The organism is Arthrobacter sp. SD1074B (assembly GCF_056780195.1).
Genome location: NZ_JBRAZT010000001.1, coordinates 1256808 through 1270728 on the forward strand (window position 1 = coordinate 1256808; position 13921 = coordinate 1270728).

The 13921-nt window shown below is 68.7% G+C and carries 14 protein-coding genes; 7 read left to right on the forward strand and 7 right to left on the reverse strand.

What is annotated here, in order from left to right:
• Positions 1-43 precede the first annotated feature (43 nt).
• Positions 44-943: a LysR family transcriptional regulator gene (locus tag ACUYM2_RS05825; protein WP_481599217.1), complete on the reverse strand. Its 900-nt coding sequence runs from the start codon at positions 941-943 to the stop codon at positions 44-46.
• 166 nt (positions 944-1109) lie between these two features.
• Here ACUYM2_RS05825 and mmsB point away from each other — a divergent pair, with 166 nt between their 5' ends.
• Positions 1110-2012 (forward strand): 3-hydroxyisobutyrate dehydrogenase, encoded by a 903-nt coding sequence (mmsB, locus tag ACUYM2_RS05830; RefSeq protein ID WP_481599218.1) that lies wholly within the window; start codon positions 1110-1112, stop codon positions 2010-2012.
• A gap of 32 nt (positions 2013-2044) precedes the next feature.
• Complete coding sequence (locus tag ACUYM2_RS05835) at positions 2045-3529, forward strand: CoA-acylating methylmalonate-semialdehyde dehydrogenase (RefSeq protein WP_481599219.1); 1485 nt, start codon at positions 2045-2047, stop codon at positions 3527-3529.
• 96 nt (positions 3530-3625) lie between these two features.
• Here the strand turns inward: ACUYM2_RS05835 and ACUYM2_RS05840 are convergent, their stop codons facing one another.
• Both ACUYM2_RS05840 and ACUYM2_RS05845 read right to left on the reverse strand, forming a co-directional pair.
• Entirely contained in the window at positions 3626-4135 is a 510-nt protein-coding gene (locus ACUYM2_RS05840; protein WP_481599220.1) for a hypothetical protein, read from the reverse strand.
• Between the two features lie 116 nt (positions 4136-4251).
• A complete protein-coding gene (locus ACUYM2_RS05845; protein ID WP_481599221.1) occupies positions 4252-5127 on the reverse strand; it encodes an SGNH/GDSL hydrolase family protein in 876 nt (291 codons plus the stop codon).
• 70 nt (positions 5128-5197) lie between these two features.
• On the opposite strand from ACUYM2_RS05845, the gene ACUYM2_RS05850 reads away from it, so the two are divergent.
• Complete coding sequence (locus ACUYM2_RS05850) at positions 5198-5860, forward strand: alpha/beta hydrolase (protein WP_481599222.1); 663 nt, start codon at positions 5198-5200, stop codon at positions 5858-5860.
• A gap of 39 nt (positions 5861-5899) precedes the next feature.
• Here ACUYM2_RS05850 and ACUYM2_RS05855 read toward each other — a convergent pair whose 3' ends face one another.
• On the reverse strand, positions 5900-6136 hold the full coding sequence (locus tag ACUYM2_RS05855) for an RNA-binding S4 domain-containing protein (RefSeq protein WP_481599223.1): 237 nt from the start codon (positions 6134-6136) through the stop codon (positions 5900-5902).
• A gap of 33 nt (positions 6137-6169) precedes the next feature.
• Between ACUYM2_RS05855 and ACUYM2_RS05860 the strand changes: the two genes are divergently transcribed.
• The 3 genes from ACUYM2_RS05860 (at position 6170) to ACUYM2_RS05870 (ending at position 9688) form a co-directional block, all read left to right on the forward strand.
• Positions 6170-7183: a DMT family transporter gene (locus ACUYM2_RS05860; RefSeq protein ID WP_481599224.1), complete on the forward strand. Its 1014-nt coding sequence runs from the start codon at positions 6170-6172 to the stop codon at positions 7181-7183.
• A 109-nt stretch (positions 7184-7292) separates the two neighbouring features.
• On the forward strand, positions 7293-8678 hold the full coding sequence (locus ACUYM2_RS05865; RefSeq protein ID WP_481599225.1) for a glycine--tRNA ligase: 1386 nt from the start codon (positions 7293-7295) through the stop codon (positions 8676-8678).
• A 2-nt stretch (positions 8679-8680) separates the two neighbouring features.
• Entirely contained in the window at positions 8681-9688 is a 1008-nt protein-coding gene (locus ACUYM2_RS05870; RefSeq protein ID WP_481599226.1) for a GNAT family N-acetyltransferase, read from the forward strand.
• 88 nt (positions 9689-9776) lie between these two features.
• Here ACUYM2_RS05870 and ACUYM2_RS05875 read toward each other — a convergent pair whose 3' ends face one another.
• From ACUYM2_RS05875 to ACUYM2_RS05885, 3 genes are read right to left on the reverse strand one after another with little or no spacing between them, the layout of a single operon-like run.
• Positions 9777-10655, reverse strand: a complete 879-nt coding sequence (locus tag ACUYM2_RS05875) for a lysophospholipid acyltransferase family protein (RefSeq protein WP_481599227.1) — start codon at positions 10653-10655, stop codon at positions 9777-9779.
• 1 nt (position 10656) lies between these two features.
• Positions 10657-11496: a DUF1295 domain-containing protein gene (locus tag ACUYM2_RS05880; RefSeq protein WP_481599228.1), complete on the reverse strand. Its 840-nt coding sequence runs from the start codon at positions 11494-11496 to the stop codon at positions 10657-10659.
• Positions 11496-12281: an alpha/beta hydrolase gene (locus ACUYM2_RS05885; RefSeq protein ID WP_481599229.1), complete on the reverse strand. Its 786-nt coding sequence runs from the start codon at positions 12279-12281 to the stop codon at positions 11496-11498. Before ACUYM2_RS05885 ends, ACUYM2_RS05880 begins: the two co-directional genes overlap by 1 nt.
• A gap of 249 nt (positions 12282-12530) precedes the next feature.
• Between ACUYM2_RS05885 and ACUYM2_RS05890 the strand changes: the two genes are divergently transcribed.
• Entirely contained in the window at positions 12531-13904 is a 1374-nt protein-coding gene (locus ACUYM2_RS05890) for an FAD-binding oxidoreductase (protein WP_481599230.1), read from the forward strand.
• The last annotated feature ends 17 nt before the right edge of the window (positions 13905-13921 follow it).

Genomic DNA, 13921 nt, shown 5'->3' on the forward strand with positions numbered 1-13921 from the left:
AGCGTGCGTTAAGGCGGGACCGCCGTAACCGCAACGAACCCCATCAGCCGGCGAGCACGTCCTGGCGCTCGGCGACCTCAGCCCGGACCGCAGCCATTACCGCCTGCACCGGCGCGGAGCGCAGCGATTCCGCCCTGGCTACGGCCCAGATCGGGAGCTGCCGCTGGAAGTCGTCCGGCAGCACCGGCAGGAACCCGGGCTTCCCGACCACGAGGAAGTTGGGCAGCAACCCGATCCCGGCGGCCCGGCGGACGGCCTCAAGCTGGGCGAAAATGCTGGTGGCCTGGAAGCTGGACCGCGGCATCGGCAGCTGGGTGGAGCGGTGGCCGAGTTCGGCGACCTGCAGTGCCGATTCCACGTAGGAGACGAAGCCGTGCTGCCGGACGTCGTCGAGCGTCTCGGGCAGCCCGTGGTCGCGCGCGTACTCCGGGCTGGCGTATAGCCGCAGGAAGTAGTTGGACAGGAAGATGGTCTGTGCGTTGCTGACCTCCAGATTGCCGACCACCACCTCCAGGTCCACACCGGAGCGGTTTTGGCTGACCTTGCGGGTGGCGCTGAGCATCTCCACGTTCAGCAACGGATGGTCCTGCTGCAGCCGTACCAGGGCCGGGGCGACGAATTCCGCGCCGAAGCCGTCCGGGGTGCTGATCCGGACCAGGCCGGAGAGCACGTCCTCGGTCCGCGCGATCCGGCCGGACAGCGCCCCGAGGGTGTTCTCGATGGCCTCGGCGGCCGTTACCGCCTGGGACCCAAGCTCGGTGAGCTCCCAGCCGTGCGGGCTGCGTTCCAGCGTCCGTCCGCCCAGCTGCTTGTCCAGGGCGAGGATCCGGCGCGAGATCGTGGTGTGCGTGGTGCCCAGGGTCTCCGCGACAGCGTTGAACCGGCCGAGCCGGGCAACCGTCAGCAGGATCAGCAGGTCGTCCGGACTGGGGAGCCGTTTCAAGTCCACCGTTGGCCTTTCGTAGCAGCGCATTCTTCGGATCAATGTGCATCGCTGCACATGGCATCTTCACTTTTTCCCCTTGATTGCACTGTAACAGGGTGTGATGGTTGACACGGAACCTCCGGCAATTGCGCCGGACACAATGCAAAGCAAAGGAGCTTACGCCATGGCAGTTGTCGCCTGGATTGGACTGGGAAACATGGGCGGGTCCATGTCCGTGAACCTCGCCAAAGCCGGAAACGAGGTCCGCGGCTTCGACCTCAACCCCGAGGCCGTGGCGGCAGCCGAGGCCGGGGGAGTCAAGCCCGCCGGCAGCATTGCTGAAGCAGTCAATGGCGCCGACGTCGTCTTCACCATGCTCCCCAAGGGCGAACATGCCCGTGCCGTCTACCTGGGCGAAGACGGCGTCCTGGCGCACGCCGACACGAAGACCCTGCTGGTGGACTCCTCCACTATCGATATCGCCTCGGCCCAGGCCCTGCACGACGCCGCCGCGGAGGCCGGTTTCCGCTTTGTCGACGCGCCCGTCTCGGGCGGCATGAGCGGTGCCAAGGCCGCCACCTTGACCTTCATGATCGGCGGGGAAGCCGGCGCCGTCGCCGACGCCACCGAATACATCCGCCCGATGGCCGGAAATACCATCCCCACCGGCGGCGCCACCACCGGGCAGGCCGCCAAAATCTGCAACAACTTGATGCTCTTCATCAACCTTGCGTCCACCGCAGAAGGCGCGGTGCTCGCAGACCGCCTCGGCCTGGACAAGCAGGTCTTTTGGGACATCGCCTCCGTCTCCTCCGGTGACAGCTGGGCGCTGCGCACCTGGTACCCGGTAGCCGGGGTGGTGCCCACCGCCGCCTCGAACAACGACTTCGCACCGACGTTCACCGCCGAGCTCGCCAACAAGGACATCGGCCTGGCCATCAGCGCCGCCCGGGACACCGGCACGCCGCTGGAGATCGGCGAGCACGTCCAGCAGCTTTTCCAGCGGCTCATCGACGGCGGCCAGTCCGGCACGGACTGCTCCGCCATCGTCAAGCTGGTTGACGGCTCGTTCGAGTCCGCCAACTAGCAGCCAAACCCTTTTAGAGAGAGATCCTCCCCATGGAACGCATCCCGCACTTCATCAACGGCGCCCTGGTGCCCGACGCCGAACGCTACGGCCCTGTCTTCAACCCCGCCACCGGCGAACAGGAAAAGGAAGTGGCCCTCGCCTCCGCCGCCCGCGTTGAGGAAGCCGTCGCCGCCGCCCGCGCCGCGCTGCCCGGCTGGCGCGCCACCAGCCTGGCCAAGCGCACCGCCATCTTCTTCAAGGTCCGCGAATTGCTGATGCAGCGCCGGCCCGAGCTGGCCGCCCTGCTGACCAGCGAACACGGCAAGGTCCTCTCCGACGCCGAGGGCGAGATCACCCGCGGCCTGGAGAATATCGAGTTCGCCACCGGCCTGTCCCACGCGCTCAAGGGCGAACGCTCCGAGCAGGTCTCCGGCGGCGTCGACGTCCACTCCGTCCGCCAGCCGGTCGGCGTCGTCGCCTGCATCACGCCGTTCAACTTCCCGGCCATGGTGCCGCTGTGGATGATCGGCAGCGCCCTGGCCTGCGGCAACACCGTGCTGCTCAAGCCGAGCGAGAAGGACCCCTCCTCCGCGGTCCTCATCGCCCAGGTCTTCGCCGAGGCAGGCCTGCCCGCCGGCGTCCTCAACGTCGTCCACGGCGACAAGGAAGCAGTGGACGTGCTGCTTGAGCACCCGGACGTGAAGGCTGTCAGCTTTGTTGGCTCGACGCCGATTGCCCAGTCCATCTACAAGCGCGCCGCCGACCACGGCAAGCGTGTCCAGGCCCTCGGCGGGGCCAAGAACCACATGGTGGTGCTCCCGGACGCGGACTTGGACATGGCCGCCGACGCCGCCATCTCCGCCGCCTACGGCTCCGCGGGCGAGCGCTGCATGGCTGTCAGCGTCCTGGTGGCGGTCGGGAACATCGCGGACGGGCTCGTGGACGCGATCAAGACCCGGATGGCCACTCTCAAGATCGGCCCCGGCACGGACCCGGCCTCCCAGATGGGTCCGCTGATCACGGCCGAGCACCGCGACAAGGTCGCCTCCTATGTGGCGGGCGCCGCGGACGAGGGCGCCTCCGTGGTGGTCGACGGCCGGGAGCAGGAGTTCGACTCCAACGGCTTCTTCATCGGCGTCAGCCTGATCGACCACGTCAAGCCGGGTATGAAGGTCTACGACGATGAGATCTTCGGCCCCGTGCTCTCGGTGGTCCGCGTTGAGAGCTACGCCGACGCCGTGAAGCTGGTCAACGACAACGAGTTCGGCAACGGCGTGGCGATCTTCACCCGCGACGGCGGCGCTGCCCGGCAGTTCGAGTTCGACGTCGAGGCCGGCATGGTGGGCGTCAACGTGCCGATCCCGGTGCCGGTGGGCACCTTCTCCTTCGGCGGCTGGAAGAACTCGCTCTTCGGCGACACGCACATGTACGGACCGGAAAGCATCCGCTTCTACACCCGCGGCAAGGTGGTCACCACCCGCTGGCCGGATCCGTCCACCTCGGTGATCGACCTCGGCTTCCCGCAGGTCGACTAGGGCTGCCGCACCCTCCGCGACAACGGCAACGCGGGGTCACTTGCGGCCCATCGATGATGGGCGGCAAGTGGCCCCGCGTTGCTCTTATTTCGGTGCTTAACCCTTCATGATCTCCGCGCGCTGGGCCATGTAGTCCTCCATGGCGAGCTCGCCGTTGCTGTACTTCTGGTCCAGCTCGGCGAGCTTGCGTGCGCGGTAGCCCTGGGGCCCCGACGGCGCCGGCGGAACCTCCGGGACGGGGGCCGGCGAAGGAGCAGGGGCCTGGGCCCGGGCCGGCGGCTGCCACGGCTGCTGCCACTGCTGCCCGGTGGGCTGCGGCGGGTTGTCCAGGTACTCCGGACTGTCCTCGTAGGGGACGGGGTACTGCGGGTTCGCGGGCGGCTGGTTGGCCGGGGGCTGCGGGGCGCCCAGCTGGCCGAATCCGCCGAAGTAGTCCCGCTGCGTGAAACCGTCCCGGGGCTGGTTGCTCTGCTGGCCGGGAAACTGTCCCGGGAACCGGCCCGGCATGCCCGGGTCCTGGTTTCGTCCGCGGACGGATTTCCGGTACAGGCGCATCGCCGCCGGAACCAGGAAGGACAACAGGATGATCCAAAAGAAAATACTCACGGTACCGGGCCTCTCAAAAGGTGTCTTCCCAGCTTAACGCGCAGGGCCAGCCCCGGGTGCCGAAAGGGTTGGAGGGCCGCCGGCCGGGTGCCGGGACCGGCATCGGTCCCGGCCGTTCAGGGCCGCAGCGCGTCCTCGGCGCCGGGCGGGCCCTCGCCCGAGCCGAGCGGCACTCCGGGGCCGAACACCGGTCCGGCCAGCGGGCGCTTGGCCGTGATCCCGTCGCCCGAGGATCGGTGCCGGAGCCGGCGGACCACCCACGGGACAAAGTGCTCCCGGGCCCAGATCAGATCCCCCGTGCGGGCCTCCCGCCAGCTGCGCTGCGGCAGCGGCTTGGGGGAGAGGGGCTCCAGGGTGTGCTGCACATTCAGCGAATCCAGCACCATGGCCGCGATCGTGTGGTGGCCCAGCGGCGAGAAGTGCAGCCGGTCGGCGTCCCACATCTGCGGGTCGTTGAGCTGCCGCAGTGACCACATGTCCGCGATGACTGCGTCGTGCCGGGCCGCCACGGTGCGCAGGTTCTCGTTGTAGATGGCCACCTTGCTGCGGATCCGGCCCAGCACCGACGAGCCCGTGTCGGGGCCGTTGAACAGGACCACGGTGGCGCCGCCCATGCTCAGGATCTGCACCACGGAGTCCAGCCGCTCGGCGAGGACATCGGGGTCCCCGCCGGGCCGGATCAAGTCGTTCCCGCCCGCGGACAGGGTCACCAGGTCCGGCTTCAGCGACAGGCAATGGGCCAGTTGCTGGTCCACGATCTGCTGCAGCAGCCGGCCGCGGACGGCGAGGTTGGCGTAGGCAAAACCGTCGTGGCCGCGGCTCAGTTCCTCGGCCACCCGGTCGGCCCAGCCGCGGTGCCCGCCCGGGCTGGCCGGTTCCGGATCGCCGATGCCTTCCGTGAAGGAGTCGCCCATGGCGACGTAGCGGGTCCAGGGGTGGTTGACGGTCCGGTCCGGGTAATTCTCCATCGCTTCTGTTTCGCTCACCTTCATATCCTGCACCGTTCCCGTGAAGCTGCGCCACCGTACCTTGTTACTCCTAGGTAACTGTAAGAATGGAGCCATGACTGAAGCCCCGTCTTTTCCTGCTGCCTTTCCCGCCCCCGTTGTCCTGTGGTCCCGGCCCGAGGAGGCGCGCGCCGGCAAGCCTCTGCTGGTGCTGCTGCACGGCTACGGAGCCAATGAGCAGGACCTGCTCAGCCTGGCGGACATGCTGCCGGAGGAGTTTGTGGTCGCCTCGCTGCGGGCCCCGCTGGTTTCCGGGCCGGGCTTCACGTGGTTCCCGCTGACCGCATCCATTGAGTATTCGCTCGATGCCGTCAAGCACGCCGCCGCCTACGTGCAGGACTGGGTCGACTCGGTCAGGGCGAACCACCCCTCGGTCACCCTGCTCGGCTTCTCGATGGGCATGGCCATGGCCACCACACTGCTGCGGCAGCGGCCGGACGGCTACGCCGCCGTCGTCGGCCTCTCCGGGTTCGCCGTCGACGCCGGCGGGGACCCCAGCTTCCGCGACGCGGAACTGGACGGAACCGTGCCGATGTTCTGGGGCCGGGACCAGCAGGATCCCGTGATCACGCCGGACAAAATCGAGTTCACCATGGGCTGGGTCCGCAAGCACGTCAAGCTCACCAAGGTGCTTTACACCGGCATGTGGCATGGCATCAACCAGCAGGAGGTCGGCCACGTCGGCGAGTTCCTGACCCATGAGGTACTCAACAAGTAAGCCGGACGGGACGGCGCCGCGCGGCGCTGCCAGGGGCTGTTAGGCTCCGTTCGGGGTGACGATCCGCACGGTCCGCCCGTTCACGGTGACGGTGTCGCCGTGGTGGAGCTGGCGTCCGCGGCGGTCGTCGATCTCGCCGTTGACCTTGACCAGGCCGTTCTTAACCAGTTCCGCGGCCTCCACCCCGTCCTCGACCAGGTTGGCCAGCTTCAGCAGCTGGCCCAGCCGGATCATGTCGTCGCGGATGGGAATGTCTTCAATTTCCGGGTTGCTCATACAAGCAATAATGCCTGACCAAAGGTGGCACCAATGACCCACGCACCGCGGATTCCACTGCCCGTCGGACTGCTCCTTGCCGTTTCGGCCGGACTCTTCGTCCCCGTCCAGGGCCGGATCAACGGCGCCCTGGGAACCGTCCTGGCCGACGGCCTCGCCGCCGCGGTGGTCAGCTTCAGTGTTGGGCTTGCGCTGATGATCGTGGTCTCGCTGGTGCTGCCGAAGGGGCGCGCCGGGTTCGCCCAAGTCCTCCCGGCGCTGCGGGAGCGCCGTTTCCCGCGCTATTACGTGCTGGCCGGAGCCATCGGCGCGTTCTTCGTCTTCGCCCAGTCCTTCACGGTCGGGCTGCTTGGCGTCGCCTTGTTCACGGTCGCGGCGGTTACCGGGCAGACCCTCAGCGGCTTGCTGGTGGACCGGATGGGGATCGGCCCGGCGGGTAAGCGTCCGGTCACCGGCATCCGGGTGCTCGGCAGCGTGCTGACCGTCGCAGCCGTCGCCTGGGCCGTATCGCCACGTTTCGACGGCAGCGCGGCGGGCGGCGCAGGCGCCTCTTCCGGAGCGGAGGCCAGCCCGCTGCAACTGCTGGTTCCGGTGCTATTGCCGGTCCTGGCCGGGTTCCTGATGAGTTTCCAGCAGGCGATGAACGGCACGGCCACCGTGAGCTACCGCACGCCCATCACCGCCACCTTGGTGAACTTCATTGCCGGCAGCGTGGTGCTGTGGCTCGCCTGGCTTATCAAACTGGCCGTCGCCGGGCCCGGCCACGCCTTGCCCGGCGAGTGGTGGTACTACCTGGGCGGCCCCATGGGCTGCATTTTCATCGGCGTCGCAGCCCTCCTGGTCCGCAGCCTGGGGGTCCTGGTCACCGGGCTTGGCATGATCGCGGGGCAGCTGCTGGGCTCGCTCGGCCTTGACCTGGTGCTGCCTGCGCCCGGCACCGTCATCGCGCTGCCCACCGTGCTGGGCACATTGTTGACGCTGGCCGCCATTGTGCTGGCCAGCCTGCCCTGGTCCCGCGGCGCCCTGAAGAGGCAGCAGCGCGGGTAGGCTAGGAGTTTGCATCACACCGTCCGCACTACCCCGCCCGGCAACCAGCCGGTGACCGGGGCTGACAGCACGGACCGCACCCAGCGGCCCTGTAGAAATTGGAGTTCCCATGGCAGCAAAATCCGTACTCGACCAGATCATTTCCCTCGCGAAGCGACGGGGTTTCGTCTTCCAGGCCGGTGAAATCTACGGTGGCTCCCGTTCTGCCTGGGACTACGGTCCCCTCGGTGCCGAGCTGAAGGAAAACATCAAGCGCCAGTGGTGGCAGTCCGTGGTCCGCGGCCGTGAAGACGTCGTCGGCCTTGACTCCTCGGTGATCCTTCCCCGCCAGGTCTGGGAAGCCTCCGGCCACGTCGAGGTCTTCTCCGACCCGCTGGTCGAGTGCCTCTCCTGCCACAAGCGCTACCGCGCCGACCACCTCGAGGAAGAGTACGAGGAGAAGAAGGGCCGCCCCGCCGAGAACGGCCTCAAGGACATTGTCTGTGCCAACTGCGGCACCCGCGGCCAGTGGACCGAGCCGCAGGAATTCTCCGGCCTGCTCAAGACCTACCTGGGCCCGGTGGCCAGCGAAGAGGGCCTGCACTACCTGCGCCCCGAAACCGCGCAGGGCATCTTCGTGAACTTCAACAACGTGCTCACCACCTCGCGGAAGAAGCCGCCGTTCGGCATCGGCCAGATCGGCAAGTCCTTCCGCAACGAGATCACGCCGGGCAACTTCATCTTCCGCACCCGCGAGTTCGAACAGATGGAGATGGAATTCTTCGTCGAACCCGGCACCGACGAGCAGTGGCACCAGTACTGGATGAAGGAGCGCATGGCCTGGTACACCGGCCTGGGCATCCGTGAGGAGAACCTGCGGTTCTTCGAGCACCCGCTGGAGAAGCTCAGCCACTACTCCAAGGGCACCACGGACATCGAGTACCGCTTCGGCTTCCACGGCTCCGAGTGGGGCGAGCTTGAGGGCATAGCCAACCGCACCGACTTCGACCTCTCCACGCACTCGAAGGCCTCCGGACAGGACCTGAGCTACTTCAACCAGGCCACCAACGAGCGCTACACCCCGTACGTGATCGAGCCCGCCGCCGGCCTCACCCGTTCCTTCATGGCGTTCATGATCGACGCGTACACCGAGGATGAGGCACCCAACGCCAAGGGCGGCGTCGACGTCCGCACCGTGCTCAAGCTCGATCCCCGGCTGGCGCCGGTCAAGGCGGCGGTCCTCCCGTTGAGCCGCAACGAGGACCTGTCCCCGAAGGCCAAGGACCTCGCAGCGCAGCTGCGCAAGAACTGGAACATCGAGTTCGACGACGCCGGCGCGATCGGCCGCCGCTACCGCCGGCAGGACGAGATCGGCACGCCGTTCTGCATCACGGTGGACTTCGACACGCTCGAGGACCAGGCCGTCACCATCCGCGAACGCGACACCATGAGCCAGGAACGCGTCTCCCTGGACAAGGTGGAGGGCTACCTGGCCACACGGCTGATCGGCGCCTGAGCATGGCGATCGAATACCGCGAGTGGCGCGAGGGCGACGACCTCGCACTGCTGGAGATCTGGGGCGGACCGGAAACGGAGCTGGCCCGGCAGTTCCGCGGCACCCTCGCACCCTCGGGCAACGCCCCGTGGCGCCGCTGCATCGTGGCCGAGGACGTCGTTGACGGCGTCGCCATCCCCGTCGCGGCCGGCGTGGTCCACGAGGCCTCGCTGCACCCCGAACGCCTCTGGGCGTACGTCGAGGTCGCCCGCGACCACCGCCGCACCGGCATCGGCTCCACGCTGCTGGCCATGCTCCGGCACGAGGCCGGGCGGGCGCCGTCGGGCGTTTCCCGGCTCCGGACCAAGGTGGAGCCGGGCACACCCGGCGCCGCCTTCGCCGAGTCGGCGGGCCTGGCCCCGATCCAGCGTTCCCGCCTCGTGGTCGTTGAGCCCGGTGCGCTGAAGCTTCCGGTCTTCGGCGACGGCTCCGAGGCCGCGGCGTCGGAGCAGGTGGAGGACCTGGCCACCGGCTCGGTGGAGCTGAGCGACGTCGTGGGCCGGTACTACACGGCCGTGCACGGCTGGGACAGCCCCGGCGAGCTCAGCATCGCCACCGTGCAGCGGCTCTTCCTGGACGACCTGAGCGGAGCCCATGGCGCGATCGTGCTGCGCGCCCCCAGGGCCAGTGCCTTCGGCGCGGGCGTGCCCGCCAGCAAGAAAGGCCGGCTCCAGGCCTTCGCCGTCAGCTACGCACAGGGCGGCCCGGACATGGGCGGTCCCGAAGAGGGCCACGCCACGAAAGCCGGCGATCCGTCGGACGTGTTCGTGGGCCACGACCCGGAGCTGTCCGACGACGAGGCACAGGCCGCGGTCCGGGACCTGCTGGCGCTGATTGCGTACCAGTACCCGGTGCTGCTGGAACTGGACGATTCCATGACCGCCCTGCGCGCCGTCGTCGAACCGCTGCTGGACAGCGGCAAGGCCCGGCAGGCCGGCGCGGACACGCTGATCGTCTCGGACCCCGCCTAAGCCTTACAACGCAACTGACCCGCAGCTGTTGTCATCCGGACGCGACAACAACTGCGGGTCAGTCCGTTTTAACGGGCGGAGAACGGGCTCATCGGCGCCGGCTGCGCGCCCGCCGCGGGCCCTCGGCCCGGTCCAGCCGCTGCCGTTCCTCCTCGGTGGGGGCGCCGCCGCCGAGCGCGGCGGGCATCCACCATGCGCCACGTCCGGGCGTGAGCGGGAAGTCGGCGATGCCGACGTCGATCCCGCGCTGGAGCGCTTCGCGCAACGCCTCGGTGGCCGCCTGGACGTCCAGTCCGGGGCCCGGCGTGAAAGGCTCGCCGACGTGGACCCGGACCGGCGCGCGCCAGGCGCGCAGCGGCGAGAAGCCGTGGTGCCGGGTCATGATCCGGTGGGCTCCCCAGACCGAGACAGGGATGATGGGTACCCCGGCCTCTGCGGCCATCCGGACGGCACCGGTTTTGCACTCGCGCACGGTGAAGCTGCGGCTGACCCCGGCCTCGGGCAGGATCGCGATGTATTCCCCGTCGCGGAGCTTCTGCACGGCAGCGTCGTAGGCGTGCGCCCCGGTGTCGTAGCCCACGACGACGTGCCCGGCGGCGCTGACGGCCGGTCCGGCGAACCAGTGGTCGGCCGCGCCCTGGGTGATCAGGAACCGCATCTGGGCTTTGTTGTGCCACCACAGCAGCAGCTCGGCGACGGCGAAATCGAGGTAGCCGAAATGGGTGACCGCGACGACGGCGCCCGTCCCCGGAGTGGGGCGCCGCGAGGCCCTGCGCGGCAGGTTGCCGGGCAGGGCGTCCGGCCGGCTGCCCTGCCGGGCGTCCGACTGCGCCGGGGGAAGGTGTTCGGCGCCGGTGACGATGACCCGGATCCGGAACAGCCAGCGCAGCGCCTGGCCGGTGCGGACGATCAGCCGGTAGAAGCGGTCGTTCGGCTGCGGCCGCCAGGCGCGTCCGGCCGCGGGCATGTCAGCGGCCGCCGGAGTGCTGCCGGCCCGGCTTCTGCGCGCTGGGCTGGCGCGGCGGCCAGGGCAGGAAGCCGGACGTCGATTCGATGTACTCCTTATAGCCGGGCCGGGCGGACATGGCCTTTTCAGTCAGCGGCTTGCCGGTCTTGCCGGCCAGTGTCCAGATCATCAGGGCGGGGGAGAGGATGGTCAGCACACCGGGCCAGGAGTCTGCGGCAACGAGGAACAGCCCGGCCCACACGGCGGCGTCGCCGAAGTAGTTCGGATGCCGCGTGTAACGCCAGAGCCCGGTGTCCAGGACGGTGCCGCGCCTGGCCGGATCCGCCTTGAACTGTGCCAGCTGCCAGTCGCCGACCGTCTCGAAGACGAAGCCGACAATCCACAGCACCACGCCCAACAGCGCCAGCCAGCCCAGGGCGCCGGTGCTGAACATACCGACCTGGATGGTGAGCGAAACGAAGAACATCACGATGCCCTGCGGGAGGTACACGCGGCGCAGGGCGTAGGTGTTGCGGGAGCCCGGCGCCGAGGAGAGCATGTCCACGTAGCGCGGGTCCTCATGGCCGCCGCGGGCTCGGAGGCCGATGTGGACGGCCAGCCTCATGCCCCACACCGCCACGAGGGCCAGCAGCAGCAGGCGGCGGCCGCCGTCGCCGTAGCCCGCGGACAGCAGCCAGGACACGGCGGCTGCCACCACGAAGCCCAGGCCCCACACCGTGTCGATGACCGAGTGGCGGCTCTGGCGCACGGCGATGGCGAAAGTCACGGCCAGCATTGCCACTAGTCCCAGGACGACCCAGGGCAGGCTGGCCAGGAAAGCGTCCAGCGGGAAGGCCGGCATCAGAGCACCACCGGGAGGTCGGCCGCCGCGGGGAGGACCTGGCGGAGGGTGTCCGTGCCGCGGAGCGCGGTGCCGGCACTGCTGGCGAAGGAGTCGAGGATGAACCCGTTGGCGAGTGAGTTCCAGAGCCGGACCCGGCGGAACATGAAGTGGCCGGCGCCGGTGAGTGACACGTAGTCGATTGAGCCGGCCACGCCCTCCGCGCGCCGGGCAAAGGCCAGCGAGTTCGTGGGGCTGGTCCAGCGGTCCTCGCTGCCGTGCACAATCAGCACGCGGCGCCCGGCGACGGGTTCCACCGGGGTGGACCGGTCCAGCCACGGGGCCAGGGCGACGACGGCTTGCACCTGCGGGTCATCAGCGACACAGAGCGCCGTGAGGCCGCCCATCGAGTGGCCCAGCAGGTAGACAGGCACGCCGGGGTGCTCGCGGCTGATCTGGGCGAGTGCCCAACGGGCGTCCTGGACCGGTGACATGTCCGGCCCGTTCCAGCCCCGGTATCGGTTTCTCAGCGTCCAGACGGCCAGGCCGTGCGGTCCGCCTTCGTTCCGGAGAGCCTGCGCAAAGGGCAGCATCCTGGCGGGGCTGAGGTGACGTGCACGGACCGCCTCAAAACTGTCCGCGCGGCCGCCGTGCAGCACCAAGGCGACGCCCCGGGTCTGCCCGGACGCGTCGGCAATGCTGATCTCGGCCCGGGCCGCCGGGCCGGCTCCGGCCGCCTGGTGCTCCCGGTCGTCTGTCTTGCGTCTGGCCACGTTTGTGCCCTCCACCTCGTTTGGTCCCTGCACTTACCAACAATAAGTTGCCCGCCGGCGTTCCCGTCAGCGTTTACCCGCTGGTTGTACACGTCTTCCCTCAGGACATTCGCAGCGGTGCCGCCGCGGGATGGGCCCTGCACCGACGGACGCCGCCGGACCCCTTGACGCGGTCCGGGCGGAGGAGTAGGCCTGTGCTCGTAAACCTCCGGACGCCATGCCGGCTGGGAGCACAGATCACCGTCCGGGTCGGAAACCACGACGAAATCGGCGGTACAAAAAATGGATGGAACCGACTTCGACAGCCTGCGCGGGCTAGTCCGCGGGCAAGTCATCACGGCCGGCGACGCGGGTTATGACGAGGCGCGGGCGGTGCAGAACGGCATGATCAACAAGCGGCCCGCAGCAGTGGTCCGCGTCTCCCAGGTGGCGGACGTCATCGCGGCCGTCAACTTCGCCCGGGACAACAGCCTGGCGCTGGCAGTCCGCGGCGGCGGCCACAGCGGACCGGGCTTTGGCACGGCGGATGACGCGCTGGTCATTGATTTTGCCAACACCCGGGGTGTGCGGGTTGATCCTGGGGCCAAAACGGCCCGGACCGAGGCCGGCGCAACCTGGGCGGACTTTAACCACGCCACCCATGCCTTCGGGCTGGCGACCACCGGCGGCGTCGTCGGCTCCACCGGGGTGTCGGGGCTGACCCTCGGCGGAGGCATCGGGTACCTCGACCGGAAATACGGGCTTAGCTGCGACAACCTCCTCTCGGCCGACGTCGTCACCGCGGAAGGCAAGTTCGTCACGGCGAGCGAAACCGAGCATGCTGATCTCTTCTGGGCGCTGCGCGGCGGCGGGGGGAATTTCGGCGTCGTGACCTCGCTGGAATTCCGCATGCACCCCGTGGACATGGTCCACGCCGGCATCATCATCTTCCCGGCGGAGCACGCCGAAACCGTCGCGAAGTTCTACCGGGAGCAACTGGCGGCAGCCCCGGAAGAGTTCGGTGCCTTCCTCGCCTTCCACCAGGGTCCGCCCGTACCGTTCCTCCCTGAGCAGTGGCACGGGAAGCCGGTCTGCATTGTGGTCGGCATGTGGACCGGTGACCCCGCCGAGGGCCCGGCCCGGTGGCAGCCGTTCCTCGACGCGGCGCCGGTGGCCGGATCCATGGTGGGGCCGATGCCGTATCCGGCCTTGAACTCGGCCTTCGACGGGATGTATCCCAAGGGGCTCCTGGCCTACTGGAAGGCGGCTTTCCTGTCCGAGCTCAACGACGGAGCCATCGACGCCCATCTGGAGTACGGGCGCCGGGTACCCAGCCTGCAGACCGCCGTGCACATCTACCCGATCGACGGGGCGGTGCACCGGGTGGGCGTCACGGACACGGCGTTTCCGAACCGGAAAGCCAAGTTCTCCCCGGTGATCGCCTGCCACTGGGAGGACCCGGCGGACAGCGAAGCAAACATCGCCTGGGTGCGGGACTACGCAGCGGCGCTGCAGCCCTTCTCCGAGACCGCCGGCTACATCAACTTCATGGACGGCGATGACCTGAACCGGGTCCCGGATAATTACGGCCCGAACTACGCCAGGCTGAGGGAGGTCAAGGCCAAGTACGATCCGCAGAACCTCTTCCACGTCAACCAAAACATCGCCCCGGCCTAAGCTGACGCCGCAGAGTC

Excerpts from the sequence above, each read along its gene's own strand:
- ACUYM2_RS05870 (WP_481599226.1), top strand. The coding sequence starts at position 8,681 with ATGGCGATCGAATACCGCGAGTGGCGCGAGGGCGACGACCTCGCACTG.
- mmsB (WP_481599218.1), top strand. The coding sequence starts at position 1,110 with ATGGCAGTTGTCGCCTGGATTGGACTGGGAAACATGGGCGGGTCCATG.
- ACUYM2_RS05845 (WP_481599221.1), bottom strand. The coding sequence starts at position 5,127 with ATGAAGGTGAGCGAAACAGAAGCGATGGAGAATTACCCGGACCGGACC.
- ACUYM2_RS05850 (WP_481599222.1), top strand. The coding sequence starts at position 5,198 with ATGACTGAAGCCCCGTCTTTTCCTGCTGCCTTTCCCGCCCCCGTTGTC.
- ACUYM2_RS05865 (WP_481599225.1), top strand. The coding sequence starts at position 7,293 with ATGGCAGCAAAATCCGTACTCGACCAGATCATTTCCCTCGCGAAGCGA.
- ACUYM2_RS05835 (WP_481599219.1), top strand. The coding sequence starts at position 2,045 with ATGGAACGCATCCCGCACTTCATCAACGGCGCCCTGGTGCCCGACGCC.
- ACUYM2_RS05860 (WP_481599224.1), top strand. The coding sequence starts at position 6,170 with ATGACCCACGCACCGCGGATTCCACTGCCCGTCGGACTGCTCCTTGCC.
- ACUYM2_RS05855 (WP_481599223.1), bottom strand. The coding sequence starts at position 6,136 with ATGAGCAACCCGGAAATTGAAGACATTCCCATCCGCGACGACATGATC.
- ACUYM2_RS05875 (WP_481599227.1), bottom strand. The coding sequence starts at position 10,655 with ATGCCCGCGGCCGGACGCGCCTGGCGGCCGCAGCCGAACGACCGCTTC.
- ACUYM2_RS05890 (WP_481599230.1), top strand. The coding sequence starts at position 12,531 with ATGGATGGAACCGACTTCGACAGCCTGCGCGGGCTAGTCCGCGGGCAA.
- ACUYM2_RS05880 (WP_481599228.1), bottom strand. The coding sequence starts at position 11,496 with ATGCCGGCCTTCCCGCTGGACGCTTTCCTGGCCAGCCTGCCCTGGGTC.